Annotated in this window: 19 protein-coding genes; 9 read left to right on the forward strand and 10 right to left on the reverse strand. The window is 41.2% G+C overall.

Going from position 1 to position 23,701, the window contains the following annotated elements:
• Positions 1-11: 11 nt before the first annotated feature.
• Positions 12-1,028, reverse strand: a complete 1,017-nt coding sequence (locus HCZ11_RS08855; protein ID WP_167658238.1) for a site-2 protease family protein — start codon at positions 1,026-1,028, stop codon at positions 12-14.
• A 175-nt stretch (positions 1,029-1,203) separates the two neighbouring features.
• On the opposite strand from HCZ11_RS08855, the gene HCZ11_RS08860 reads away from it, so the two are divergent.
• On the forward strand, positions 1,204-2,424 hold the full coding sequence (locus tag HCZ11_RS08860) for an EAL domain-containing protein (protein ID WP_130050268.1): 1,221 nt from the start codon (positions 1,204-1,206) through the stop codon (positions 2,422-2,424).
• On the opposite strand, the gene HCZ11_RS08865 is transcribed toward HCZ11_RS08860, so the two are convergent.
• Positions 2,421-3,485 (reverse strand): hemolysin family protein, encoded by a 1,065-nt coding sequence (locus HCZ11_RS08865; protein ID WP_167658239.1) that lies wholly within the window; start codon positions 3,483-3,485, stop codon positions 2,421-2,423. The genes HCZ11_RS08860 and HCZ11_RS08865 overlap by 4 nt on opposite strands.
• 144 nt (positions 3,486-3,629) lie before the next feature.
• On the opposite strand from HCZ11_RS08865, the gene HCZ11_RS08870 reads away from it, so the two are divergent.
• Together HCZ11_RS08870 and HCZ11_RS08875 are read left to right on the forward strand one after the other, a co-directional pair.
• The gene (locus HCZ11_RS08870) at positions 3,630-6,125 is read left to right on the forward strand and encodes a S9 family peptidase (RefSeq protein ID WP_167658240.1); all 2,496 of its coding nucleotides are present in this window, start codon (positions 3,630-3,632) and stop codon (positions 6,123-6,125) included.
• 165 nt (positions 6,126-6,290) lie between these two features.
• Positions 6,291-6,995 carry a response regulator transcription factor gene (locus HCZ11_RS08875; protein ID WP_167658309.1) on the forward strand — a complete coding sequence of 235 codons (705 nt, stop codon included), beginning with the start codon at positions 6,291-6,293 and terminating at the stop codon, positions 6,993-6,995.
• An 8-nt stretch (positions 6,996-7,003) separates the two neighbouring features.
• On the opposite strand, the gene HCZ11_RS08880 is transcribed toward HCZ11_RS08875, so the two are convergent.
• From HCZ11_RS08880 to HCZ11_RS08900, 5 genes are all read right to left on the reverse strand, one after another.
• Complete coding sequence (locus HCZ11_RS08880) at positions 7,004-8,515, reverse strand: YifB family Mg chelatase-like AAA ATPase (RefSeq protein WP_167658310.1); 1,512 nt, start codon at positions 8,513-8,515, stop codon at positions 7,004-7,006.
• 39 nt (positions 8,516-8,554) lie between these two features.
• Entirely contained in the window at positions 8,555-9,169 is a 615-nt protein-coding gene (locus HCZ11_RS08885) for a trimeric intracellular cation channel family protein (protein ID WP_054563935.1), read from the reverse strand.
• A 437-nt stretch (positions 9,170-9,606) separates the two neighbouring features.
• The gene (locus HCZ11_RS08890; protein WP_175580414.1) at positions 9,607-11,022 is read right to left on the reverse strand and encodes a mannose-1-phosphate guanylyltransferase/mannose-6-phosphate isomerase; all 1,416 of its coding nucleotides are present in this window, start codon (positions 11,020-11,022) and stop codon (positions 9,607-9,609) included.
• Positions 11,023-11,087: 65 nt separating this feature from the next.
• Positions 11,088-11,861: an amidohydrolase gene (locus HCZ11_RS08895; protein WP_130050263.1), complete on the reverse strand. Its 774-nt coding sequence runs from the start codon at positions 11,859-11,861 to the stop codon at positions 11,088-11,090.
• The gene (locus HCZ11_RS08900; protein WP_167658241.1) at positions 11,849-12,991 is read right to left on the reverse strand and encodes a methionine aminotransferase; all 1,143 of its coding nucleotides are present in this window, start codon (positions 12,989-12,991) and stop codon (positions 11,849-11,851) included. Before HCZ11_RS08900 ends, HCZ11_RS08895 begins: the two co-directional genes overlap by 13 nt.
• A 99-nt stretch (positions 12,992-13,090) precedes the next feature.
• On the opposite strand from HCZ11_RS08900, the gene HCZ11_RS08905 reads away from it, so the two are divergent.
• The 5 genes from HCZ11_RS08905 (at position 13,091) to HCZ11_RS08925 (ending at position 17,546) form a co-directional block, all read left to right on the forward strand.
• Complete coding sequence (locus HCZ11_RS08905; RefSeq protein WP_130050261.1) at positions 13,091-13,720, forward strand: methylthioribulose 1-phosphate dehydratase; 630 nt, start codon at positions 13,091-13,093, stop codon at positions 13,718-13,720.
• A complete protein-coding gene (mtnC, locus tag HCZ11_RS08910) occupies positions 13,717-14,403 on the forward strand; it encodes an acireductone synthase (RefSeq protein ID WP_130050260.1) in 687 nt (228 codons plus the stop codon). The genes HCZ11_RS08905 and mtnC overlap by 4 nt, the downstream gene beginning before the upstream one ends.
• Positions 14,400-14,942: an acireductone dioxygenase gene (locus HCZ11_RS08915; RefSeq protein ID WP_167658242.1), complete on the forward strand. Its 543-nt coding sequence runs from the start codon at positions 14,400-14,402 to the stop codon at positions 14,940-14,942. Before mtnC ends, HCZ11_RS08915 begins: the two co-directional genes overlap by 4 nt.
• A gap of 1 nt (position 14,943) precedes the next feature.
• Positions 14,944-15,285, forward strand: coding sequence for a gamma-glutamylcyclotransferase family protein (locus tag HCZ11_RS08920; protein WP_167658243.1), 342 nt, complete (start codon positions 14,944-14,946; stop codon positions 15,283-15,285).
• 98 nt (positions 15,286-15,383) lie between these two features.
• Positions 15,384-17,546 (forward strand): winged helix-turn-helix domain-containing protein, encoded by a 2,163-nt coding sequence (locus HCZ11_RS08925; RefSeq protein WP_167658244.1) that lies wholly within the window; start codon positions 15,384-15,386, stop codon positions 17,544-17,546.
• A 5-nt stretch (positions 17,547-17,551) separates the two neighbouring features.
• Here HCZ11_RS08925 and mtnA read toward each other — a convergent pair whose 3' ends face one another.
• Complete coding sequence (mtnA, locus tag HCZ11_RS08930; protein WP_167658245.1) at positions 17,552-18,577, reverse strand: S-methyl-5-thioribose-1-phosphate isomerase; 1,026 nt, start codon at positions 18,575-18,577, stop codon at positions 17,552-17,554.
• 134 nt (positions 18,578-18,711) lie between these two features.
• On the opposite strand from mtnA, the gene mtnK reads away from it, so the two are divergent.
• Positions 18,712-19,929, forward strand: coding sequence for an S-methyl-5-thioribose kinase (gene mtnK / locus HCZ11_RS08935; RefSeq protein WP_167658246.1), 1,218 nt, complete (start codon positions 18,712-18,714; stop codon positions 19,927-19,929).
• Positions 19,930-19,986: 57 nt separating this feature from the next.
• Here the strand turns inward: mtnK and HCZ11_RS08940 are convergent, their stop codons facing one another.
• Together HCZ11_RS08940 and HCZ11_RS08945 are read right to left on the reverse strand one after the other, a co-directional pair.
• A complete protein-coding gene (locus HCZ11_RS08940) occupies positions 19,987-21,471 on the reverse strand; it encodes an FMN-binding glutamate synthase family protein (protein WP_130050254.1) in 1,485 nt (494 codons plus the stop codon).
• Positions 21,472-21,583: 112 nt separating this feature from the next.
• Positions 21,584-23,362 (reverse strand): DUF885 family protein, encoded by a 1,779-nt coding sequence (locus HCZ11_RS08945; protein ID WP_130050253.1) that lies wholly within the window; start codon positions 23,360-23,362, stop codon positions 21,584-21,586.
• Positions 23,363-23,701: the final 339 nt, after the last annotated feature.

The following is a 23,701-nucleotide window of genomic DNA, read 5'->3' on the forward strand; positions in this document are numbered from 1 at the left end:
TGCAATGCTTATTAACTTGCTAAAATCTTCATTGGTAAGCTTAGGATTGCGCTTTCTGAATCGGCAAAGTGCATCATCACTGCCACATGACCTGCAACAACCAGTGCGTACATTACCGCTGAGAAGCCTTGCCCATAAGTATCAAGAGGGATGAGGTGTGAGTAGTGACGTCCGCGCCACTCAAAGATAATCTCAAGTGCCCCTACAAATAAGAAGAACACAAGTAGCATCAAACCAAAGGTGTAGCTTAGCCATAAGCCAAATAACACACCTAACAAACACACACTTAGACCTATCCATGAACGCATCGAAAAACTAATACTTTTAAGTACATGGCCGCCATCTAAGGGCAGAATAGGTAACAAGTTGAATAGGTTTAACAGTGCACTGAGTACCGCCACACCAGCGAATATTTCCATTTCAGTGGCGTAGTAAAGCACGACTCCCAGTACTGAGGTAATTAAGCCAAAAGCGGGCCCCATGAGTGAGATCACCACATCTTGCCATCGCGTGGTAATTTTATCATCGGAAACAGCCAAACCACCAATAAAGGGAATAAGGTAAATACCTTTAGTTTTAATGCCAAAATATTTCATAGCACGCACATGACCATATTCATGTACAACCAAGCAAGCAATTAACATTAAGGCAAATTCAATGGAAAATAACCAAGCGTAGCCTGCCACCGAAGCGCCCGCTAAAGCTGCTTTCACTACTTTTGCACTTTTGAATAATTTAAAACCCAGTGCCAGCAAACCTATAATGCCGCGTTTTGGTTCAGCTTCTTGTAACTCAGGTAAAGCAAGTTGGCTCACCTGCTGCTGGTTAACCAAAATTGCTAAGCTTTTTTCGTGCACTTTACTGGTATCAAGACCAATACGCTGCCCCTGAAAATCAAACTCATAAAGTTCGAGCTCTGGGTTATCGAAGGCAATTGCTTGTTGTTGATGAAAAAGCTGAATTAACTGTGAGCCATTTAAATGCAAAATAAAGGTTTCGTCTGCGAGACTCAGCTGAAGTCTGACCATAGTTCTTATATATACGGATAAAAAGTGCGGCCATTATACTTAGGCCTTGCAAAATTACTAATTTCCTTTAGGGACAAGGTTGTGTATTTTTTACACTATAAAACAGGTAAAAAACATGACTAAATACCTTTTATCTACTACTTTTAACTTTAGCGTTCTTGTTCATGGAGTGAATATGGTGAAGTCAAATAGACACATTCTCGTAGTAGATGACTCTAAAGCCATCTTGATTGTTATGCATGCCATTTTAAATGAGCTTGAGGTTCCGCATATAACAACCTGTCTAAGTGCCGAAGAAGCATTAGAAAAGGTGAAAAAAGCCCCTCACTTTTTTGATGCTATTTTTACTGATCTCAACATGCCAGACATGGATGGTATGGAGCTTATTCGTCATTTAGGCTCTATGAAGTACCATGGAGCAATTGCTATTATTTCGGAAATGGATCCTAAAGTTATTGACCTTGCTGCTGATCTGGCACGTAAGCATAACGCCCACTTAATTGGTAATGTCACTAAACCGGTACAGCTAAATCAGGTTTATTTACTACTGCAAAAACTTGAGCACTTTGCTATTCATGTTGAGCGCACCAAAACCCCTATTTCTGAGTCACTGTTACTACACGCTATCAGCCATAATGAAATTATTCCGTTTTATCAGCCTAAGATTAATCGCCATGATAATCGGGTCGAAAGTATTGAGGTACTTGCCCGTATAAATACTAGCCAAGAAGAGGAAATAATCTTACCGGATCGTTTCATTTGCATAGCTGAAGACCTAGATTTAATAAACCTCATCACATTTCAATTATTTGAAAAGGCGACTAACGACTTTGCAGAAATCAAAGAGCAGTTTGATCCTAACTTAAAATTGGCGTTTAACTTATCACCCTCACAGCTCGAGGACTTAAGTTGCCCAGATAAACTCGCTTTAATACTTCACCTTAACAACTTAACACCAAGTGAAGTAATTTTAGAAATTACCGAACAGTATGCGCTCCGTAGTACTGCTCAACTTGAAACACTCAACCGCCTGAGAATGCGCGGTTTTGGTATTTCACTTGATGACTTTGGCACAGGGTTTACTAATGTTCAGCAGCTAAAAACGCTGCCATTTACCGAAATAAAGATCGATCGCACCCTGATTAGCAATATTGAAACCGACCAGTTTTCCCAAGTGATTGTTAGTAGTTTGGTGAATATAGCAATTCAAGAAGACCTTGCCATTGTTGCTGAAGGCATTGAGCGTGTGGAAGAGCTTGAGTACCTTGACCGCTACAAAGAGTTTATTTTAATGCAGGGCTTTTTACTGTGCCGCCCGAAGGCCAAAGAAGATTTTTTAAATTGGTCACTCTCATGGCGGCAAATGGTAAAGACGGCAGCAGGACACCGCCGTTAAGGATTACGCTTATCGTCACTAACGATGGTATTACTCGATGCTAAACGTTGTCGCCAGCGCTGTTTGGCGACTTTTTGCATATTAGCTGATTGATCATGCTCATCAACAATTTCAAGTCCCATTAATGCTTCAATTAAATCTTCAAGAGTAACAATGCCCTGTACATCACCGTACTCATCTACCACTAAACAAATGTGAGTACGCTCTGACAGTAAAGTCTCGAGTAATGTAGGCACATGCAAGGTTTCTGGTACCGTGTAAATAGGCTTAACGAGCTTACTAATTTTATAGTCTTCACCTAAGCGATGATAAGCCAGCATGATGTCATTTTTATGCACGAAGCCAATAATATCGTCACCATTTTTGTCATACACCAATACCCTTGAAAACGAAGACGAACCATGTTCCGACAAGTATTGGTTTACAGTTAAATCTTTATGCACTTTAAAAAGCACCGTACGTGGCGTCATTAAAGTATCGAGTTTGGCATGACGAAAATGCAGCAGGCTGCGAATGATTTCAGATTCATCTTGCCCAAGCGCTCCTGACTCAGAGCCAATATCAGCCATTGCTTCAATCTCTTGGCGGATGTAATAAGCTTCATCGTAATTACGCCCCAAAAAGCGCGTTAAGATATCTGCAAACCACACAAAAGGTTTTAAAATAAATACCAACCAAATGAGGCTCACACTAACAATGGGGGTTAATCCTCGCCAATAATTAGCGCCTAATGTTTTAGGAATAATTTCAGAAAGCACCAGTACTAATAACGTCATAATTGCGGAGGCAATGCCAACTGCTGCATCTGAAAACACCACTGCAGCTTGTGCGCCAACGCCAGCGGCGCCTGCCGTGTGCGCTATGGTATTTAACGTCAGTATTGCTGCTAAAGGTTGGTCTATATTATCTTTAAGCTTACCAACACGTTTTGCCAGTTGCGGTTGTTGCTTTCTGAGCATGGCAACATAACTTGGTGTAATACTTAACAGTACCGCCTCCATCACTGAGCACAAAAACGAAACCGCAATGGCAACAAACATATAAACAAGTAACAATGTCACTGTAAGCCCTCTTAAAAAGTTAACCTGCTCACCATAGCAATTGAAAACCACAAGCTCAAACCCGACTGCAATCTAACGCAGAGCACTTTTTGGGTAATTTGCAGCGTGCTATATTGGTTTAAATTACCTTCAACAGGCGAAACTATGACACTTTCAACTACTTGGCTAAGCCAATCAGCCAAGCTAAAAACAACATTTAGTGCATTAGCGCTATGTGCATTAAGCAATACTGCAATGGCCGCTGCCATTGATAAATCAGCGGTGCAATTTATTGGTCCTCTTGGCGAAGATATGCAACTTAAGCCATATCAAACGGACCATCGTGATGCCACTATTGCCAACCTATTACCTAGCTTACAGAAAAGCAGCAATAGCATTCGTGTATTTGGTAATGAGCTTGACTGGCAATCATTCGACAAAATTAGTGCGCTAACACTTGGTGGTTTACAAGCCCTTAAATTTACCGCCTCAACTGAGCGCTTTAGCCAAGGCTCATTAACGCTTAAAGGCATTGAAAACGCACAGCTATTTATTGATGGTGAAAAGCAAACAGAAAAGAATAAAAGCTATGAGCTAGCTTTAAGCCAAGGCGATCATCAGTTTGTTATCATCACTGAACAAGTTGCCAACTGGAATGAGGTTGAGCTTGATTTTACAGCTAAGTCTGAACTAGATGCTGTGCAATTTAGCGCTAAACAACAACACGGTTTGTCTGCTAAGCAATTATTCGATGCGCCAACGGTAAGTTATATTTCAATGGCGCCAAATGGCGATTACTTCATTACTAGCCAACGTCATTACGAAGATGCAACCGCTAATCAAGCGCAATATGTTACTGAGCTTAAAGACGCCAAAAACAACACCCTTTATCGTTTTGAGTCAGCCCAACCGAGTAACATTACTTGGAGCCCAGATAGTAAAACTTTAGTGTATCTATTAAATGGCGAGCTTAAACGTTTAAACCTAAAAACCATGCAACTTAACGTGATTGCTAAAAACCTTGCTGGTGCAAATGGTTTTCAGTTTTTTGATAACAACAGCTTAATTTTTAGTTGGTCAAAATCTCCAACAGATAATGGTAAGCTCACTAAACATTATCAAGGCCTGCAAGACCGTTGGTCTTATGCTCGTACTACATCGCAAGTATATTTACTCGATATCGCTACAGGTCTAAGCAAAATCTTAAGCCAAGGCCCGCTTAGCCATTCACTTGAAGATTTTGATGCTAAAAACGGCCACGTTTTAATGAGCCGCTCAGCACAAGCAATGCAGCTATCACCACAACCCGCAACTGAACTTGTTGAGTTAGACCTAACTACATCGGCCCTCACAGTACTTGGTCAATACAATACCTTTAATCAGGCTAAATATACTGATGACGGTATTTATGTCACTGCCGGCCCAGATTTTAATAATGGCTTAGGTCGTAATCTTCCTGAAGGAATGCTTGCTAATAACTATGACGGTCAACTTTATCTACTGAGCCGTGACGGTAAAAAAGCCAGCGCTCTAAGTAAAGAGTTTAACCCAGCTATCGGCCAGTTAAATGTGCTTGATAATGGTGATGCACTAATCAAAGTTACCGAGCGAGACACTGTGCAGCTTTATCAATTCGACTTGAGTAAAAAACGTTTTAATAAAGTGAATACGGGCTTTGATGTTGTTGAGCAAGTTAGCTACTCACACGAACGCACCCCGCGCATCTTGGTTACCGGCACCACAGCGTCAACACCTCAGCAGTTAAAACAACTACACTTAGGTAAGAATCGCGCTAAAGTATTGTGGGACTCTAAGCCAATTGGCTATGAAGATACTCAAGTAGCCTCACTGGAAGAGTTTAACTTTACTAATAAAGATGGCATTGAAATTAAAGGCCGTGTTTATCTGCCCCATGATTTAGATAGCAATAAACAATACCCTGCACTGGTTTATTACTATGGCGGTACATCGCCTGTAACACGTGGTTTTACGGGTCGTTACCCATTTAACTTATGGGCTGAGCATGGCTATGTTGTTTACGTTGTACAACCTACTGGCGCAACAGGTTTTGGCCAAGAGTTTTCAGCTAAACACGTAAACGCATGGGGTGAGTACACAGCCAACGACATCATTGACGGCACAAAAGCCTTTTTAGATAAATATAGCTTCGTAGATAGTAAACGTGTGGGTAATCTAGGTGCATCTTACGGTGGCTTTATGACCATGTTATTAGCAACCAAAACGGATATGTTCAGTGCATCGATTGCCCATGCGGGGATTTCAAATATCACCTCGTATTGGGGCCAAGGTTGGTGGGGTTACTTATACTCAGCTGAGGCATCTAAAAATAGCTACCCTTGGAACAATCCTACACTTTATAGCCAACATAGCCCTGTGTTTCATGCTGACAAAGTAACAACGCCGTTATTACTACTTCACGGTGACTCAGATACCAATGTACCTGTTGGTGAAAGTCACAATATGTACACGGCATTAAAATTATTGGGTAAGGATGTTGAGCTGATTGAGTACAAGGGTGCTGATCACCAAATATTTGCTCGCGATAAGCGCTTTGATTGGTGGAATACGATGTTGGCTTATTTTGATAAAAACTTAAAAGATCAGCCACAATGGTGGCAATATCTTTATCCTGAAAAGTAGTTTGGTTATTTAACTGGGCACTCGTTGAGTGCTCAGTTTTCCCTCTATTTAAAAAACGCTAAGCCATTAAATTGTAAGAAATAGTTACAAACCTCGCTATGACACTTCTCAGCCTTTGCCATACAGTGCTAACATAACAACAAATCAAGTATGAAATTAAAGCGAATGACTATTCAAGTTTTATTGGTTGAAGACGACGAGCTACTCGTTAAACGCATTCTTAATCATTTTAAAGAAACTGAGTTTAATATTGAGGTAGATTCAACGGGGGCCGATGCATTAAGCATTGTGCAATCCCGAGCGTCATCAAAAGAAGCAATTTCTTTAGCCGTTATCGACATTGTGTTACCAAAACGCGATGGGCTTTTGCTTGCCAAAGAGCTTAATGCACTCACGGATATTGGTGTTATTGTGCTGTCTAGTCGTGACTCGCAAGCTGACCGTATTGCCGGACTTGCACAAGGTGCCGATGACTACATTTGCAAGCCAGTTGACTTACTAGAACTTGAACTAAGAATGCGCGCCCTTTTTAAACGTATAAAAGGCTCACATCATGATGATGAAAGTGAAGAATTTATAGAATATTCCGACTTTAAACTGCACCCAGATAACCGCACATTGATCACTCCTAATGGTGAAGAGTCTCGTCTTACAGAGGCAGAGCACAAGGTACTTATTTGTCTCATTGCAAATGCTGGTAAGGCCACATCACGTGAAAAAATTTCCGAAGAAATTGGTCAACCTGACTGGAGCCCAAGCGATCGTACCGTTGATGTACTTATTGGCCGCTTACGTAAAAAGTTAAGCGATGAAAAAGACCAAAAACGTATCGTTACCGTTCGCGGCAAAGGCTACATGCTGTCTATTTAACAAGCTTGCTAATACTGCGTTAGTTGGCTAATTAACCGTTCAAAGGCGCGATAATTCAGCGCCTCTTTTAATTCGTTTAAGGTAATTGAAGGCTGCGCTTTTAAGTCGCTAATGGTACGCGCAACTTTAATAACACGATGATACGAGCGGGGTGATAAGGCCAGTTTTTCACTGGCTTTTGCTAAAAACTGCAGCTCAGCAGCTGCCAACTCACAATGAATGCTCATTTCTTTATTATTCAAGCGCGCATTCACTTTGCCTTGTCGGTTAAGTTGAATTGCATAAGCTCTTTCGACTCTGGCTCTCACCTGTTCACTACTCTCTTCCACTTGCGTGCTCTGTAATTGGCTACTGGTAAGTCGCGGCAGCTCAATTTGTAAATCAATCCTATCGATAAATGGCCCAGACACCCGAGATAAGTACCGCAGAACTTGATCTGGTGTTGCACGTTTATCGGTATGACTTCCTGTTGGGCTAGGATTTAATGCGGCGATTAGCTGGAATTGCGATGGAAACTCCATTTGCCGTGCTGCTCGCGATATAGTCACCACGCCCGTTTCCATTGGTTCACGCAGTGAATCGAGCACTTTTCTTTCGAATTCAGGCAGCTCGTCTAAAAACAGTACGCCATTATGAGCAAGGGAGATTTCACCCGGCTTAGGGTTCGAAGAACCACCGACTAGGGCAACTGCAGAGCAAGTATGATGAGGGTTTCTGAAGGGGCGTTCACGCCAATTAGATAAATCAACCGATTGACCAATAATAGAATATAACGCGGCAGTACTAATTGCTTCATCATCCGACATAGTTGGCATAATCGTTGGCATGCGCTGGGCAAGCATTGATTTACCAGTACCTGGAGGACCAAGAAACAGCAAATTATGGCCACCAGCGGCAGCAATCTCGAGCACTCTTTTTGCGCCAGGCTGGCCTTTCACATCGCTTAAATCGAGTAGTGAATCACGCTGCGACTGCTGTTCTGGATAGCTAATATTAAGTGGTAAAGGTTGCTGATTTAATAAGTCATTCCAGACATCTTGTAAGGAGTAAACGGCTTTTCGAGAAGCGCCCGACACTAGGCTTGCGAGGTTATCGTTTTCCGCGGGTAAGAAACAACAGCGGCCCAGCTCTTTTGCTCCCAATACCGATGGCAAAATAGCATTAACCCCTCTTACTTCACCATTTAAAGCCAACTCTCCGTAAAACTCATATCGATGTATATCAGGGCAGTTTATTTGCCCAGAGGCGACTAAAATACCCACAGCAATAGCCAGATCAAAACGACCACCCTCTTTAGGCAAATCGGCAGGCGCAAGGTTGACGGTTATACGTTGGTCAGGAAAACCAAACTGTGAGTTTTCGAGAGCGCTACGCACTCTGTCTTTCGACTCTTTGACTGATGCCTCTGGTAAGCCAACGATATGAAAAGCTGGCAAGCCATTTCCTAGGTGTACTTCAACAATTACTTCAGGGGCTTGCACACCTACTTGTGCACGTGAAAATATTCTAGCTAAAGACACAATCCATGATGTCCCTATCATTAATCCTTAATACTAAGCTTAGTCGGGATATTTAAAAACGTGAAGTGTAAGTTGCCACTTCATTGCCGCTAAACGAAGCGATAAGGTCATTAGCATTGCTAAAATCATGGCTACTTCGGTTACTAAACCAAGCGAGATACTTAATGTATAAACGATGCCACCAGCAATACAAGCAATAGCATAGAGCTCACCCTTTAACAGCATCGGCATATTTCCAGCAAGCACATCACGGATAACGCCACCAAAACAGGCTGTTATTACACCCATAATAATCGCCGTAGTGTCTGGCATACCTGCAAGCATGGCTTTTTGTGTGCCCATCACCGCAAAAAATGCCAAACCAAATGCATCTGCAACTTGCAGCGCATTAAGTGAAATCGAGCGCTGCTTATTGATTAAACGAGTGGTGACAAATACAGACAATAAAATAGCCCAAAAGTAGCTTTGATCATGCAGCCAAAATACAGGAACATCTAAAATAACGTCGCGTACTGTACCACCGCCAATAGCAGTGACTGTGGCTAACACAACAACCCCAAAGCCATCCATTTTTTTGTTGTACGCCAGTAGCGTTCCTGAGACAGCAAACACGGCTACGCCGAATAAATCAAACCAATGGTAAAGTTCAGTCATGTTTGTAACTAAAGAGTATTGTTAGTGTCGTTGTAACATAAACTTTTCAACCTTTTAAGCAAAGTTGTAATAAAAATAGGCTCTGAAAATTGATCATTATGTAATGCTAGCAGCTTAACGCCACTATTTAAGTACCAATAAATAACTGCGATTCGTTATCGAGTGCCGAAGAATAGATACTGTGGATACAGTAAACTCATAACCATCAAACGGTTTAAACCTGCCTGTGATTAAAACCACATGAGGCCTTGAAGAACTTGCAGAATATCAAAAATGACACTTTGCGATAGACCATCATCAATATTGAAAATTTGAGATGCAGGCCAAGCTGAAGGTAAAAACATATGCGGTAAAAAGATATACTCCAATTCACGATAGCCACGCTACCTCTATCAAAAAGCAACTCTCTCGATCTGCTTAAAACTTATAGCTTTCAGCTAGCCTCTCCCATACCTATCATCAAATCGCTCGATATCGCATTCATCAAGTATTGCACCAGTTTGCACTTCAATAACGATCAGTGGCGTGCTTTGTTGATTAGCAAGACTATGCAATTGCTTAGCCGCAATATAACAAGATTGATCGGCTGTTAATTCAAATTCTTCATCGCCAACTCGTACACTTGCGACACCAGATACTACAACCCAATGCTCTGCACGATGCTGATGGCGTTGAGTTGAGAGCTTTGCGCCACTGTTGACGATTATTTTCTTTACCTTAAAACCAGTACTTTCAATTAAAGTTCGATAGTTTCCCCAAGGTCTAAATACGGCTTGATGGTGAGTCAATTTATCACTATCAACTACAGCAAGCTGTTTAAGTAAATCAGGCAGCTTATCGAGCGAGCTTTTGTCTGCCACTAAGGTGGCATCATGAGTATGTATAATTGCTTTATTACTGACGCCGAGCGCCGCAATGGTGTGATCTGCTTCACTTATAAGTAGATTATTTTCACTATCTAAACTCACCCCTTGCGAGCCCAGATAGTTACCATGATGGTCTTTTTCAGCGATTCTCGATAATGCTGAAAAGCCGCCAACATCACTCCAAGTTAAATCAACAGGAATAACTGCAACGTTAGCACTACGCTCCAAAATAGCATAATCAATAGAATCACTTGGACATGCTGTGAGTGCATCCGCAACAGGCCTTTGAAACCCTAAGTCTTCAGTAAAGCTAGCCGCTTTTGCGACACTTTGTGCAATCTTTGGCGCAAAGCGATTAAGCTCGTTTAAATACACTTCTGGCAGAAATAAGAACATGCCGCTATTCCAGCCATACTCACCACTGGCAAGGTATTTTTTAGCTAATTGCAGGGCTGGTTTTTCTTTGAATTCAGCCACCTTAAAGCAGCCTTCCTGGGCTAACTGCTCACCTTGGCGAATATAACCATAGCCGGTATGTGGCTCAGTAGGTGTAATTGCAAAAGTCACTAATTGTTGTTGCTGACAAAGCGCTATAGCCTTATTTAAGCATGCAATAAGCTTATCAAAATCACTTATGTGGTGATCAGCTGGCATCACCAATAAGGGATCGGTTAGGCCATTTTGCAATGCAAATTCAGCTGCTAACGCAATCGCTGGCGCGGTATTTTTACCTTCAGGCTCGAGCAGTAACGTATAGCTATCTGTGATTTCTGCAATTTGCGCTTTAGCGATAAAACGATGCTCTTCATTGCATACTAAAATTGGGGCATTAAATCGTGAGTCAGCCACTCGTAAAAGCGTGCTCTGTAATAGTGACTTTTCGCTAAGTAAAGATAAAAACTGCTTAGGCATCGCTTTACGCGACAAAGGCCATAAACGAGAACCTATGCCACCAGCAAGAATAACGGGGGTGATTTTGCGACTCATGATTGCTTATAGTAAATAATCCAACCATGAGTTTAACAAATTTTTGAGTATGCGGCTTCGAGCAATTACAGTAACTGAAATTGATCAGCATCTAAGTGAGCAGGAAACGCTCTTCGAAAATCATCAAGCGGTGATTTTTCTAAGCGCTGAATAATGATACCCGATTGGTTATCCTCCAGCTCAGCCAAGGTATCACCTTTATAGTCATATACAGCAGTGCCTCCGCTGTGGGCAACATCATTACCATCAGCCCCAATGCGATTCACACCTACGACAAAGCAAAGATTTTCCATCGCTCGTGCTTTTAGAAGGGTATCCCATACATGGCGACGAGCTGCTGGCCAATTGGCTACGTTGATCATCACATCGTAATCGTTGCAGTTTCGCTGAAATACAGGAAAGCGTAAGTCGTAACAAACTTGCGGTAAAATGCGAAAGTCATTAATCGTAAATATCTCACGCTGCTTACCCGCTACAACAAAATTGCCTTCGTTACCTAAGCAAAATAAATGACGTTTGTCGTAATACTTTACTTCGCCATTTGGCCAAACCCAATAAAAGCGATTGGCCTTTTTATCACCTTTTGCGACTAAAACAGAGCCTGCAACCACAGCATTTTTTTGCTTAGCTGTGGCTTTTAACCAGCTAAGTACCTCGCCTTGTTCTGGTTCGCTGCAATCTAGATTAATCGCAAAACCAGTAGCAAATGTTTCTGGTAAGACAATTAAATCAACTTGCTCTTTTAAGCCATTAAGCTGCTCTGTAAAGTGGGCAAGGTTAGCGCTTTTATCAAGCCAATGCAGTGATGACTGCACTAAAGCTAAGGTTAAAGTTGGCATAAAATCTCCGCGGCACGTTTTAATGTGTCATCATTTTTTGCAAAACATAAACGAATCACCTTATCGCTGCTTGTACTGTTATAAAACACACTGAGTGGTACAGCTGCAACACCCGCTTGCTCAACCAGCCATTGGCAAAACTCAACATCATCAAGATCAGACACATCACTATAATCGAGTAGCAAAAAATAGGTGCCTTCACTTGGTAAAATTTTAAAGCTACTGTGTGCTAGTGCTTCGCTAAGTAAATCGCGTTTTTGTTGATAAAAAAGGCTCAGTTCATCAACATGCTCAGGCTCTAACTCAAGCATATCGGCTAGTGCATGCTGGGCAGGCGTAAAGCTTGAAAAAGTCACGTATTGGTGAATTTTACGAAACTCCACCATTAGCTGAGCAGGCGCAACACAGTAACCCATCTTCCAGCCAGTGCTGTGAAAGGTTTTACCAAAACTTGAGATCACAAAACTACGTGCAAATAACTCAGGGTCGGTCAGTGCGCTTAAATGCAAAGCACCATCAAAGGTAATGTGCTCATACACTTCATCGCTGATTACATATAAATCATGCTTAGCAACAAGCGCTTTAAGGGCGTTAATATCTTCTGTTTTAAAGATTTTCCCGCTTGGGTTATGTGGCGTATTGATTATAACTACACGCGTTTTGTCTGTAATGACATCGGCTACGGCTTGCCAATCGATTTTGTAGTCTGGCGCACGCAAGGCAACGTGAACTGAGCGACCGCCAGCAAGTTCAATTGCTGGTTGGTACGAGTCATAAGCGGGGTCAAACACCACAACTTCATCACCCTCTTTAACAAGCGCTTGAATTGCTACAAATAATGCTTCTGTTGCCCCTGAAGTGACAGTGACTTGTTGCTCGTAGTTTATGTTGTTATGGTATTTTCTAGCAATCAGAGCAGCTATTTGCTGTTGTAGCTTTGTAACCCCACTTGAAGGCGCATATTGATTTACCCCTTCAAGTACATAGTGATTGAGTTGTTTTTTTAACAAATCAGGTGCATCAAACTCAGGAAAACCCTGAGATAGATTAATAGCTTGGTACTGATTTGCCAGAGCGGTCATTTGACTAAAAATACTAGTGCCTAAATTCGGCAATTTACTTTCAAACACAGAGGTTCCTTAAAGATGGTTTTGCGCCCAAAGCGATGCTATCATTGCTTAAAACAGATGTATAGCCGTCTAAATAACTTTTAGAATGTCGAGGAATATATGCACAACAATACCGCTATTTCAGAACTAATTGAAGCTGGTAAATGGGTAAGCCAACGTGGCTGGGTCCCTGCTACTGGTGGTAACTTTTCAGCCCGCACTGCAAGCGGTTATGTTGTCACGGCAAGTGGCTTCGATAAAGGTCAACTCGGCACTCATGCATTTATCGAATTTGATCATGAAGGCAATCGCACCAAAGGCTCTGGTAATCCATCAGCAGAAACTGAGCTACATCTAAATATGTATAAGCTAATCCCATCTGCTAAATTTGTTTTGCACACTCATTCTGTCGCAGCAACCGTGCTATCTCGTGTTATTAAGGGCCATACTATCAACTTAAATGGCTACGAAATGCAAAAGTCTCTAAGTGGTGTTAAATCGCATTTAGATACGCTAAGTATTCCAATTTTTGATAATGACCAAGACATCGACCGTTTAAGCTTACTTGTTAGTGATCATCACCTTCACACCCCTATTGAGCATGCTGTATTGATTCGTGGCCATGGTTTATATGTAGTAGGTCGAAATATCAAAGAAGTACTTCGTCATTTAGAAGGCTTAGAGTTCCTATTTAGCTGTGAACTTGAGCGCTTAAAACTAGAAGGTATTCAAGCCGGAGTTCAGCCATGATCAAAGCGATTTTAACCGATATTGAAGGCACGATTACCCGAATCTCATTTGTTAAGGACGTATTATTTCCATACGCGGCTGGGCAGTTACCTGAGTTTGTAAAGTCACATCAAACAGACCCAGAAGTAGCAGCCCAAATTGAGGCTGTTAAAGCACATATAGAACAACCAGAAGCCGATATCGAGACGGTTATTAAGCATTTAATTCATTGGATTGAAACAGATCAAAAAATTACCCCACTCAAGCAATTACAAGGCTTAATTTGGCAAACGGGCTACGAAAATGGCGATTTTACTGGCCACCTTTACCCAGATGCTTATGACTTTTTACAAGCCCAAAAACAGGCTGGCAAAAGTTTATATGTCTACTCATCAGGCTCTGTGAAAGCCCAGCACCTGATTTTTGAGTTCTCTGATTATGGTGATGTGAGACCTTTGTTCAGTGATTACTTCGACACTAAAGTCGGTGCAAAACAACAACAAAGCTCTTATGAGAATATTATTGCTGAACTGCCTTTTGACGCTGAAGAGGTGCTATTTTTAAGCGATGTGGTAGCAGAGCTTGATGCTGCAAAAGCGGCAGGTCTGCGAACGCTTCACCTTATTCGAGATGGCCAAGAAGCAAGTGATATCCACCCATATATTAACGATTTCACAGCATTCAGCGCGGAGCTTTTAGTATGAGTCAATTAACTATTTTTAATGATACAAACGCAGATAACATACTGTTTCATAGTGAAGATTTAAGCGCTATTGCTAGAGAGCTTAATGCAGTTGGCGTTCGCTTTGAGCAATGGCAAGCAACTGCAAAGATTGATCAGGATACCAGTCATAACGCTATTTTAAGTGCCTATGCTAACGATATAGAGCGTCTTAAAGCAGAGGGTGGTTATCAAACAGTCGATGTTATTTCGCTTGCAAAAGGTAACCCCAATGCCAGCGAATTACGCAGCAAGTTCTTATTTGAACATACTCATAGTGAAGATGAAGTGCGCTTTTTTGTGAAAGGCCAAGGTTTATTTTGCCTACACTTGGGCGATAAAGTGTATCAAGTGCTTTGCCAACAAGGCGACCTGATTTCAGTACCTGAGCTTACACCACATTGGTTTGATATGGGCAGCGACCCTGAATTCACAGCAATTCGCTTATTCAATAATACCGAAGGCTGGGTCGCGCAAAGTACTGAGTCTGATATTGCTAACAACTTTCCCCTTTTGGATTAATATGGAAAAGCTATTTTCGTACGGTACCTTGCAGTACCGACAAGTTCAATTGGATACCTTCGGGCGCTTGCTCGAAGGTATTCCTGCGACATTATCAGGGTATATCATTGGCGAGGTCGAGATCACCGACGAAGCAGTTCTTAAAAGTAGTGGCCAGCGTTTTCACCCCGCTTTAATCAAAACGGGCAAACAAAGTGATACGGTTAATGGCACAATTTACATAATCACGGAACAAGAGCTTGCTCAGGCAGATGCTTACGAAGTTGACGATTATCAGCGCATTGAAGAAACATTTCAGTGTAGCAACCAAGCTTGGTTATATGTTGCTAAAAAGAGCCTTTAATTTACAAAATTAAAACAAAAAAACCCAAATAAAGAACAAAAGCTGTTATTATTCTCCCTCATCAAGATCATTACTAATTATTAGTTAAAGGACTAAACATGGGGTCGGCATTTTCACCCTTACGCGATACTGTTATTTATGTGGGTGAGTGGCAATTTAACACACAGCAGCAAACCATCAGCGATGGCACTCATACGCGCGAACTAGAACCTTTACTTTATAAACTATTATGCTTTTTCATTACCCATAATGATCGCATTATTACTCGCCAAGAATTAGTTGAGAACATTTGGCAACAAAGCTTTGTTGATGACAATGCCATCAACCGTGCAATCTCAGAGCTAAGAAAAGTACTCAAGTCAGAAAAGCAACCTGGGCAAACCATTAAAACCCATTACCGCAAAGGTTACAGTTTATTTATTGAAGTTAAGTCTCTTGATCACGCTGTGAGTACAGAACAGCTAAAAACAGAAAATGTAATAACAGTAGATAAAGACGCTGAGACTCTAGTTAATACAGCCAACATTAGTCCACAAAAAGATCATACTTCACGCTGGCCATGGCCTTTTGTTGCCTTAGTATTAAGTTTATTGATTGCTGCTACCTGGTTGTATATACAACAGCCCCAAGCCAATGTCGAAGCCCAAGAGCAAGCACCATTTTTAGATCTTCAAGCCGAAACCATTACTTGGCATAAAGGCACGCACTATCGGTTATTGCTAAACCAAGACAAAACGAAACTGGCTTACATACTGCAAAATGATAAGAAACTCCTTTATGTTGTCGACTTAACAACTAAACGAGAGTACCAGATTGCATCAGGGGAGCTATTTTTACAAGGTTGGTCTGAAGACGGTGAACGCTTATTTTATGGTTCATGTGAAGGGGATGATTACAACGATTGTATTACTTGGCAAGCGAGTAACCTGCTATCTAACGAGGCACTAATAAAGCCTCGAACAAATCAATCTGTACTAAGCCGCACCCCAAGCCAATACATGGAAGTCGGCAATGTGGCAATTACAAGGCGTAATAATTACCGTGGTTTAACTCACCTATATGCTTTGTATGCACAAGATTTAAAAACAGGTGAAGAGATTCGCATTACCTCACCTAATATTACAGGCACGGGTGACTTTATATTAACGACGATTCAAAACCCTAGCCGCATTATTTTTGAACGCCATAATGTTGCCCAAGCAGAAATTTACATGGCTAATTTAGACGGCAGCTCACTAAAGCTATTAACAACTAACAATTACCGCTCTTGGGCTGCGACTTACGATGAGCAAAGCAACTCTCTTGTTTGGTATAACCGCGGTAAATTGACGATTGAATCATTTTCGTTTGATACCATGAGCCGCGGGCAACCTATTAAAGCCCCTGTAAAACGAGCTAATTACGCTTACCCTCTTAATAAACATAGCGTGCTAATTAGCACAGATATACACGACAGTGATGCAGCTTTATTTGACTTAAAATCAAAACAAATGAGCTATATTGCGACTGCAAATAAGCATGAGGATGACTTAGTTGCATTAACTAATAATGATGTGTATTTCGCGGATTTTGAATACTACAAACGCCAACACTGGCTTCGAAAAGACAACCAATATATCGATATAACCGATAAACTTGGTGAAGATACTGCGATTATTGCTGCAAGTAGTAGCAGTAGTAAGCTTGTTAGCTTTAATAAAACCAATCAGCAATTAACGCTACTAAATGCGAATGATTTTTCAGAAATTAAGCATTGGACACTACCAGGGAACACTAAACTGGCAGCTGTCAGAGGTAATAAGATTGCCGTTATTTATACCGAGCTTAGTAGCCTGCAAAACCAAATAATGATTTTGCATACTAACAGCGATGAAGTTGTCAAAAGTACCATCGACACCCCTTTGGCAATTGCTTGGTATGACGAAACTCAGCTAATAGTGCATTCTAAATATGAAAAATACCTGCTTTTAGATAGTGACAGCAATACTTACAGTGAACTAACAACGCCAGATAAGTTAACCGAGCTGAAGCCTTCAATTATCTCAATGACAAGCAACCAACACAGCTTGTATATTGCCACGGAAACTGAAGTATATAGCATTAAATTAGCAAACCTGCAGGATGTCGAATTAGCTCTGCAAATGCAGCCTTTGCACTTTATTAGCCAGCTCAATGCAAGTAATGACAAGCTCGCAATTTCATTCTTAACAGCAAACAGTCAAAACAGCATTGAGCTTTACACAGAAAAAAGCGCTGAATAAATCCGCTATTTTAACTGCTTTAAAATACCTTGCTCGATATCTGCTTGGTTATAAACACCGCTATCGAGCACCCAACCTGTTACTAAGTTAGCAGGTGTTACATCAAACGCTGGGTTATAAACCTGTGCATTAGTCGGTGCCCACATTGCTTCACCAAAACTACCACTAACACCGCGCACTTCATTTACACTGCGCTGCTCAATTTCAATGTCATTACCACATATCGTTTGCGTATCAAGTGTCGTGAGTGGCGCTACAACATAAAATGGAATGTTATGGAAATGCGCTAACACAGCGAGGTTATAAGTGCCTACCTTATTGGCAAAATCTCCGTTTGCAGCAATACGATCTGCGCCCACAAATATCTTATCGACTTTGCCCGCAGCCATTAAACTGGCCGCCATGTTATCGCAAATCAAGGTGTAAGGAATTTGCCAACGCTCGAGCTCAAAAGCAGTTAAACGACCGCCTTGCAGTAACGGTCGTGTTTCATCAACCCAAACATGAATATCACCATAGCGTTGCTGCGCTTTATAAATAACGCCTATTGCAGTGCCAACACCCGCAGTCGCTAACGCACCTGTATTACAATGGGTTAAAATGTTGTCGCCTTTATCAACCAAGGCAGCACCACGTTCAGCCATACTATCGCAAAGGGCAATATCTTCTTTAAATAACTGCTCAGCTGTAGAGACAACAGCAGCAACATAATTCGTCTCTGCAAGCGCTGCACGTAACTTGGCCATACAGTGCATAAGGTTTACCGCTGTTGGGCGGGTTGCTTCAAGTTCATCAATGGCAGTAGAAAGTGCTGATTGACTCATGCCCTGCTCAGCTAAATGTGCAACCAATAAGCTAGCACCTAAGCCGATTAAAGGTGCGCCCCGGATTTTCAAAGTCAGAATCAAATCTTTCATCGTTTCAACATCGTTACATACATGCCAATGCTGTTGATGTGGCAACAAATACTGATCAAGCACGGTTAGCGTACCTTGCTGATATTTAATACTGCTCGCGATGAGATCTTGCATACAAAATCCAGATAACTAATTTAGATGAGTCGTTATTTTACATCAGTTTTGAGAACTAACAAGTTAGATGTATGGACATCTAAACGGTTACAGGTATAGAATGCTTAAAGTTAATTGTATTACGAGATTAAGAAATGGCTAAATATACTGCCTTCACTGCAGAGCATGCTGTTGATTACATTAAAGAACTTATTGAAAGTAAGCTAATTTCAGTATTCACTAATGATGCAAAGCTTAGTGCATACGAATTTGGCGACGGAAACTTAAACTTAGTTTTTCGTGTTGCTGATCAGCACAACAATAGTGTAATTTTAAAACAAGCACTTCCTTACGCCCGTTGTGTAGGTGAGTCATGGCCGTTATCTTTGGACCGCGCACGCATTGAAGCCGAAGTATTGATTAATCATGGTCAGTTATGTCCAGAGCATACAGTGGCGATATTGCATCATAATGTAGAACTGGCTTTAACTGTATTAGAAGATTTAGGTGAGTTACAAATTTTACGTGGCGCACAAATCAACGCAGAGCAATTTCCATTATTGGCAAGTCATGTTGCGCTCTATTTAAGCCGAACAGGCTTTTATAACTCAGACTTTTACTTATCTGCTGAAGATAAAAAAGCCAAAGTCAGTCAATTTATTAATCCTGATTTATGTAAGATCACAGAAGACTTATTCTTTACTGATCCGTACATTGAGCATGAGCGCAATAATTTCCCAGCTGAGCTTAATGAGCACGTCGAAAGTATTCGTAATAATGATGCTTTAAAACTAGCAGCAGCAAAATTAAAAGCTAAATTCTTATCTTGCCCACAAACTTTATTACATGGTGATATGCATAGCGGCAGTATTTTTGTTGATAGCAATACCACCAAAATGATCGATCCAGAGTTCGGCTTTTTTGGTCCTGTTGGTTTTGATATCGGCTCATTTATGGGTAATTTGTTACTAAATTACTGCGCCCAAAACGCCCGTATCACAGAACAAGCAAAACGCCGTCAGTATCAAACCCATTTATTAACTTGCTTACAAGACTGTTATAGCCAATTTGAACAACATTGGCTAAACCTGGCAAGTAACGAAGCAACTGATATTAGCTTTGCAAATCGCGCTTTTAGCGAAGATTACTTACAACAAGTACTGCGAGATGCGATTGGCTACTGTGGCGCTGAACTTATTCGCCGTACTATTGGTTTAGCCCATGTTGCTGATATCGATGGAATTGAAGATGAACAAGCGCGTTTAGCAGTACAACAACAAACACTTGTACTCGGCGAGCAACTGATGCTCAATGCCACAAGCTGTAATAATAAAGACGAGTTCTTTTCTTTGTTAATCAGTTTATTAAACTAATAGTCAAAAATTTAAAAAGGCGCTCAATGCGCCTTTTAATTATTCAACCCAACTAGATTATTTATTGTAGTGCTCATACATTTTATCGAGCGGTTCTGATAAGCCATTTTCTTGTACCACCCGCACATGCTGACGAGCCAGCTCTCTGGCACTTGATACGCCACACGAATGGGCTATAAGCCCTGCGCCGTAATGAATGTACTTATTATAGTTAGCAACACGCTGGGCTTTGTCTGTTACATCCAAGCCTCGTTGTAAGCGTTCATTATGCGTAGTAATGCCGGTTGGGCAGGTATCTTTATTACATTGCAATGCTTGAATACAACCAAGCGAAAACATGTGACCACGAGCTGAAACAATAAAGTCAGCGCCCAATGCCAATGCCCAAGCAACTTTAGATGGTACAATCAACTTACCCGAGGCAATCACTTTCACTCGCTCTCTAAGCCCATGTTTCTTCAATAAATCAACAACCAAAGGTAAGCTTTCTCGCAGGGGCAACCCCACAGAATCCATCAAAGGCTGAGGGGCAGCGCCCGTACCACCATCGGCACTATCTATTGTGATAAAATCTGGGGCTGATTCAATGCCACGGTTATTAATTTCACTGAATAAGGTTTCGAGCCAAGTGTATTCACCAATCACCGCTTTGAAACCTGTGGGTTTGCCCGTGGTATTGCGCACCATGGCGACCATATCAAGTAGGTCAGCTGGTGATTTAATCTCAGGATGACCATTTGGACTAATTGAGTCTTGCCCTTCAGGAATCCCCCGAATTTTTGCGATTTCTGCAGTCACTTTACGTCCCGGCAACATACCTCCCTTACCGGGTTTTGCGCCTTGGCTCATTTTAATTTCGAACATTTTAACTTGTTCGTGATCAGCAATTGCTTTGAGTTTTTCGGTGCTTAATTTACCGTGCTCATCTCGTACACCATATTTTGCCGTGCCGATCTGAAACACGATATCAGCACCACCTTCAAGATGATAAGAGCTTAGCCCGCCTTCACCTGTGTTCATCCAACAGCCAGCTAATTTAGCACCTCGAGATAGTGCTCGAACAGCCGGCTTAGATAGTGCACCAAAGCTCATGCCTGAAATATTAAATAATGCATTTGTGGTATAGGGTTTAGGACAATAAGGTCCTAAAGTGACTTCACTAGGATCGAGCGCCTCTTCATCTAAGGTAGGAAACGCGCAATTCATAAACATTACGGTTCCTGTCGCTTCAAGACTCTGAGTTGAACCAAAGGCCGTCGTACGGTCAACATTCTTCGCAGCACGATACACCCAACTCCGCTCTGCACGGTTAAAGGGTAATTCTTCTCTATCCATAGCAAAGAAGTACTGACGGAAAAATTCCCCCTGGCGTTCAAAAAAGTAACGAAAGCGGCCAATCACTGGGTAGTTACGGCGAATAGCATGTTTAGATTGCGTTACATCACTAATGTAAAAACACACAATCACTAGCAAAACGATGCCTAATGCAAAAATAAATAAACTGGCAAATACATCGATACTAAAAATTATAAAATCACTCATCCAAGGCCCCTTTGTGAAATGACATCTATCAAATCATATAAGTTGTTTATATTAGGTGCAATAAACAAAAAAGGCGTGATTTAAATCACGCCTTTTCGTTTCTTTTATGCCGCTATGCTGCTCGTTTGGCTAACTCAGCTTTAATATAAAGTTGAATTTGCTCTTCAAGTACTGACATTGGCACTGAGCCATGACGTAATATTTGATGATGAAATTCGCGAATATCAAAATCTTGACCAAGCGCTTGCTCAGCTTCGTGGCGTAAACGTTTAATTGTTAACTCACCAATTTTGTATGACAAAGCTTGTGCAGGCCATGAAATATAACGGTCGGTTTCGGTCTTCACATTATGCAATGAAAGCGCGGTATTTTCGCTCATAAACTTCATCGCACGCTCGCGGCTCCAGCCATACATATGCATACCTGTATCAACCACTAAACGAGCTGCACGCCACATTTCATAGGTCAAACGACCAAAGTCACTGTATGGGTCTTGATAAAAACCCGCTTCGATACCTAAAAACTCTGAATATAAGCCCCAACCCTCACCAAATGCCGATAAATAAGCATTACGGCGATAACTTGGCAGTGACTCAAGTTCCGCATTAAGTGAGATTTGCAAGTGGTGCCCCGGAACAGCTTCGTGCAAAGTTAATGCTTCAAGAACATACAATGGACGCTTGTCTAACGCATAGGTATTAACCCAATAATAACCCGCTTGGTCATCGCGACGAGAACCTGAGTAACGGCCAGTTGTATATTTAGGCGCAATACTCGCTGGCACTGGCGCAACACCATAAGGCATTCTTGGTAAGGTGTGGAATAACTTAGGTAATTGAGCATCCATTTTCTTAGCGATGTAAGAGGCTTCTTTTAGCAGTTCTTTTGGTGTTTTTGCGTAAAATTGCGGATCAGTACGTAAAAAGTGGACAAAATCAGCAAATGAGCCTTCAAAACCTACTTTCTTAATAATTTTTTCCATTTCGGCACGAATGCGTGCCACTTCTTGTAAACCCAGCTCGTGGATTTCTTTTGGCGTCATATCTGTGGTGGTATAGTATTTAGCACGGTTTTCGTAAAACGCTTTACCGTTTGGCGTACTAGAAATACCAATGTCTGTTCGTGCACCTGGCTGATATTCATTATTAAAGAAAGTTAAGTAACCTTGATAAGCCGGAATAACCTGCTCTTTAATGATAGTTTGCGCTTGCTTTTGCAATGCTGCAAATTCGCTGTCACTAATACCTGCGGTATTTTTTAAAAATGGTTTGTAGAATTCTGACTCTGTTGCATCATCAACAATATACGCAGTAATTGAGTCTTGATACCCTTCTAAAACAGCCTTAGGTTGAGTCAGCCCCACCTCAAGACCCTTGCGCATCCAACCAATATTTTGCGAAAAATAGCGAGGAATTTGCTGTAATTTAGCAAGATATAGTTGGTAATCTTGTTCTTTTGTGTAGTCAGAGCTTGAAATCATAAATGATAAGCTAGAATGAAACCCATACTCAGACGTTAGTGGCATATAATGCGTGTTAAACACATATTCATCGACACTATTTTGCACTTGACCACGTAAAATAGTTAGGTTGATGCGGTTTTCTTCAGATAATTTATCACGGTCTATAGCATCTAAATCGGCGAGTAACGCTGTATTTTTCTTATATTTTTGCTCTAGAAACTCTGCTGATAGGTTTTCTAATAAATAACCATCTACGCCATTTTCTTTACCATATGGACTGATACTTTGACGGTAATTAACAATATTTTCGGCTACTTGAGTAAATTGCTGATCAGCATCAATATTTGTTACCTGGCAAGCGCTTAAAGTACAAGCTAAAGCAACCGCAATAACAGAACGGTTTAAAGTTCGCGACAGTGTTTGTTTCATAGCATTCTTTTTAGTTTTAATCAGTATTGCTAAAGTAGCGCAGCACTGACTAAAACCCAAGCAAATGCGACCAAGCTCAGTTTAAATGCGCTCAAATTAGCATCACTGGGGAAGCATCAATGTGCAAGCTTTAAGCAATTTTTAATTACACTTGTTAAAGTTGTTGAGAAAATCAGCTAATAGACACAAACAGAACAAATTTAAGTTCCAAAATTAGCGATTTTGCTTTTAAATAGGCTGATTACAGATTACTGTAGACTCAGTATTTATGCTTGGAAGCAAATACACTTTACGGAAGAGATGATTAATTGGTTGATATGCGTATTTAGTGGTATTGAA

The organism is Pseudoalteromonas sp. HF66, from assembly GCF_011806445.1.
In the GTDB taxonomy this organism is placed as follows: domain Bacteria; phylum Pseudomonadota; class Gammaproteobacteria; order Enterobacterales; family Alteromonadaceae; genus Pseudoalteromonas; species Pseudoalteromonas apostichopi.

Bases quoted from the DNA above. Each gene is read 5' to 3' on its own strand.
- HCZ11_RS08870 (WP_167658240.1), top strand. From the start codon at position 3,630: ATGACACTTTCAACTACTTGGCTAAGCCAATCAGCCAAGCTAAAAACA.
- HCZ11_RS08855 (WP_167658238.1), bottom strand. From the start codon at position 1,028: ATGGTCAGACTTCAGCTGAGTCTCGCAGACGAAACCTTTATTTTGCAT.
- HCZ11_RS08890 (WP_175580414.1), bottom strand. From the start codon at position 11,022: ATGAGTCGCAAAATCACCCCCGTTATTCTTGCTGGTGGCATAGGTTCT.
- mtnA (WP_167658245.1), bottom strand. From the start codon at position 18,577: ATGCAAGATCTCATCGCGAGCAGTATTAAATATCAGCAAGGTACGCTA.
- HCZ11_RS08875 (WP_167658309.1), top strand. From the start codon at position 6,291: ATGACTATTCAAGTTTTATTGGTTGAAGACGACGAGCTACTCGTTAAA.
- HCZ11_RS08860 (WP_130050268.1), top strand. From the start codon at position 1,204: ATGGTGAAGTCAAATAGACACATTCTCGTAGTAGATGACTCTAAAGCC.
- mtnC (WP_130050260.1), top strand. From the start codon at position 13,717: ATGATCAAAGCGATTTTAACCGATATTGAAGGCACGATTACCCGAATC.
- HCZ11_RS08905 (WP_130050261.1), top strand. From the start codon at position 13,091: ATGCACAACAATACCGCTATTTCAGAACTAATTGAAGCTGGTAAATGG.
- HCZ11_RS08940 (WP_130050254.1), bottom strand. From the start codon at position 21,471: ATGAGTGATTTTATAATTTTTAGTATCGATGTATTTGCCAGTTTATTT.
- HCZ11_RS08885 (WP_054563935.1), bottom strand. From the start codon at position 9,169: ATGACTGAACTTTACCATTGGTTTGATTTATTCGGCGTAGCCGTGTTT.
- HCZ11_RS08945 (WP_130050253.1), bottom strand. From the start codon at position 23,362: ATGAAACAAACACTGTCGCGAACTTTAAACCGTTCTGTTATTGCGGTT.
- HCZ11_RS08895 (WP_130050263.1), bottom strand. From the start codon at position 11,861: ATGCCAACTTTAACCTTAGCTTTAGTGCAGTCATCACTGCATTGGCTT.
- mtnK (WP_167658246.1), top strand. From the start codon at position 18,712: ATGGCTAAATATACTGCCTTCACTGCAGAGCATGCTGTTGATTACATT.
- HCZ11_RS08920 (WP_167658243.1), top strand. From the start codon at position 14,944: ATGGAAAAGCTATTTTCGTACGGTACCTTGCAGTACCGACAAGTTCAA.
- HCZ11_RS08925 (WP_167658244.1), top strand. From the start codon at position 15,384: ATGGGGTCGGCATTTTCACCCTTACGCGATACTGTTATTTATGTGGGT.
- HCZ11_RS08915 (WP_167658242.1), top strand. From the start codon at position 14,400: ATGAGTCAATTAACTATTTTTAATGATACAAACGCAGATAACATACTG.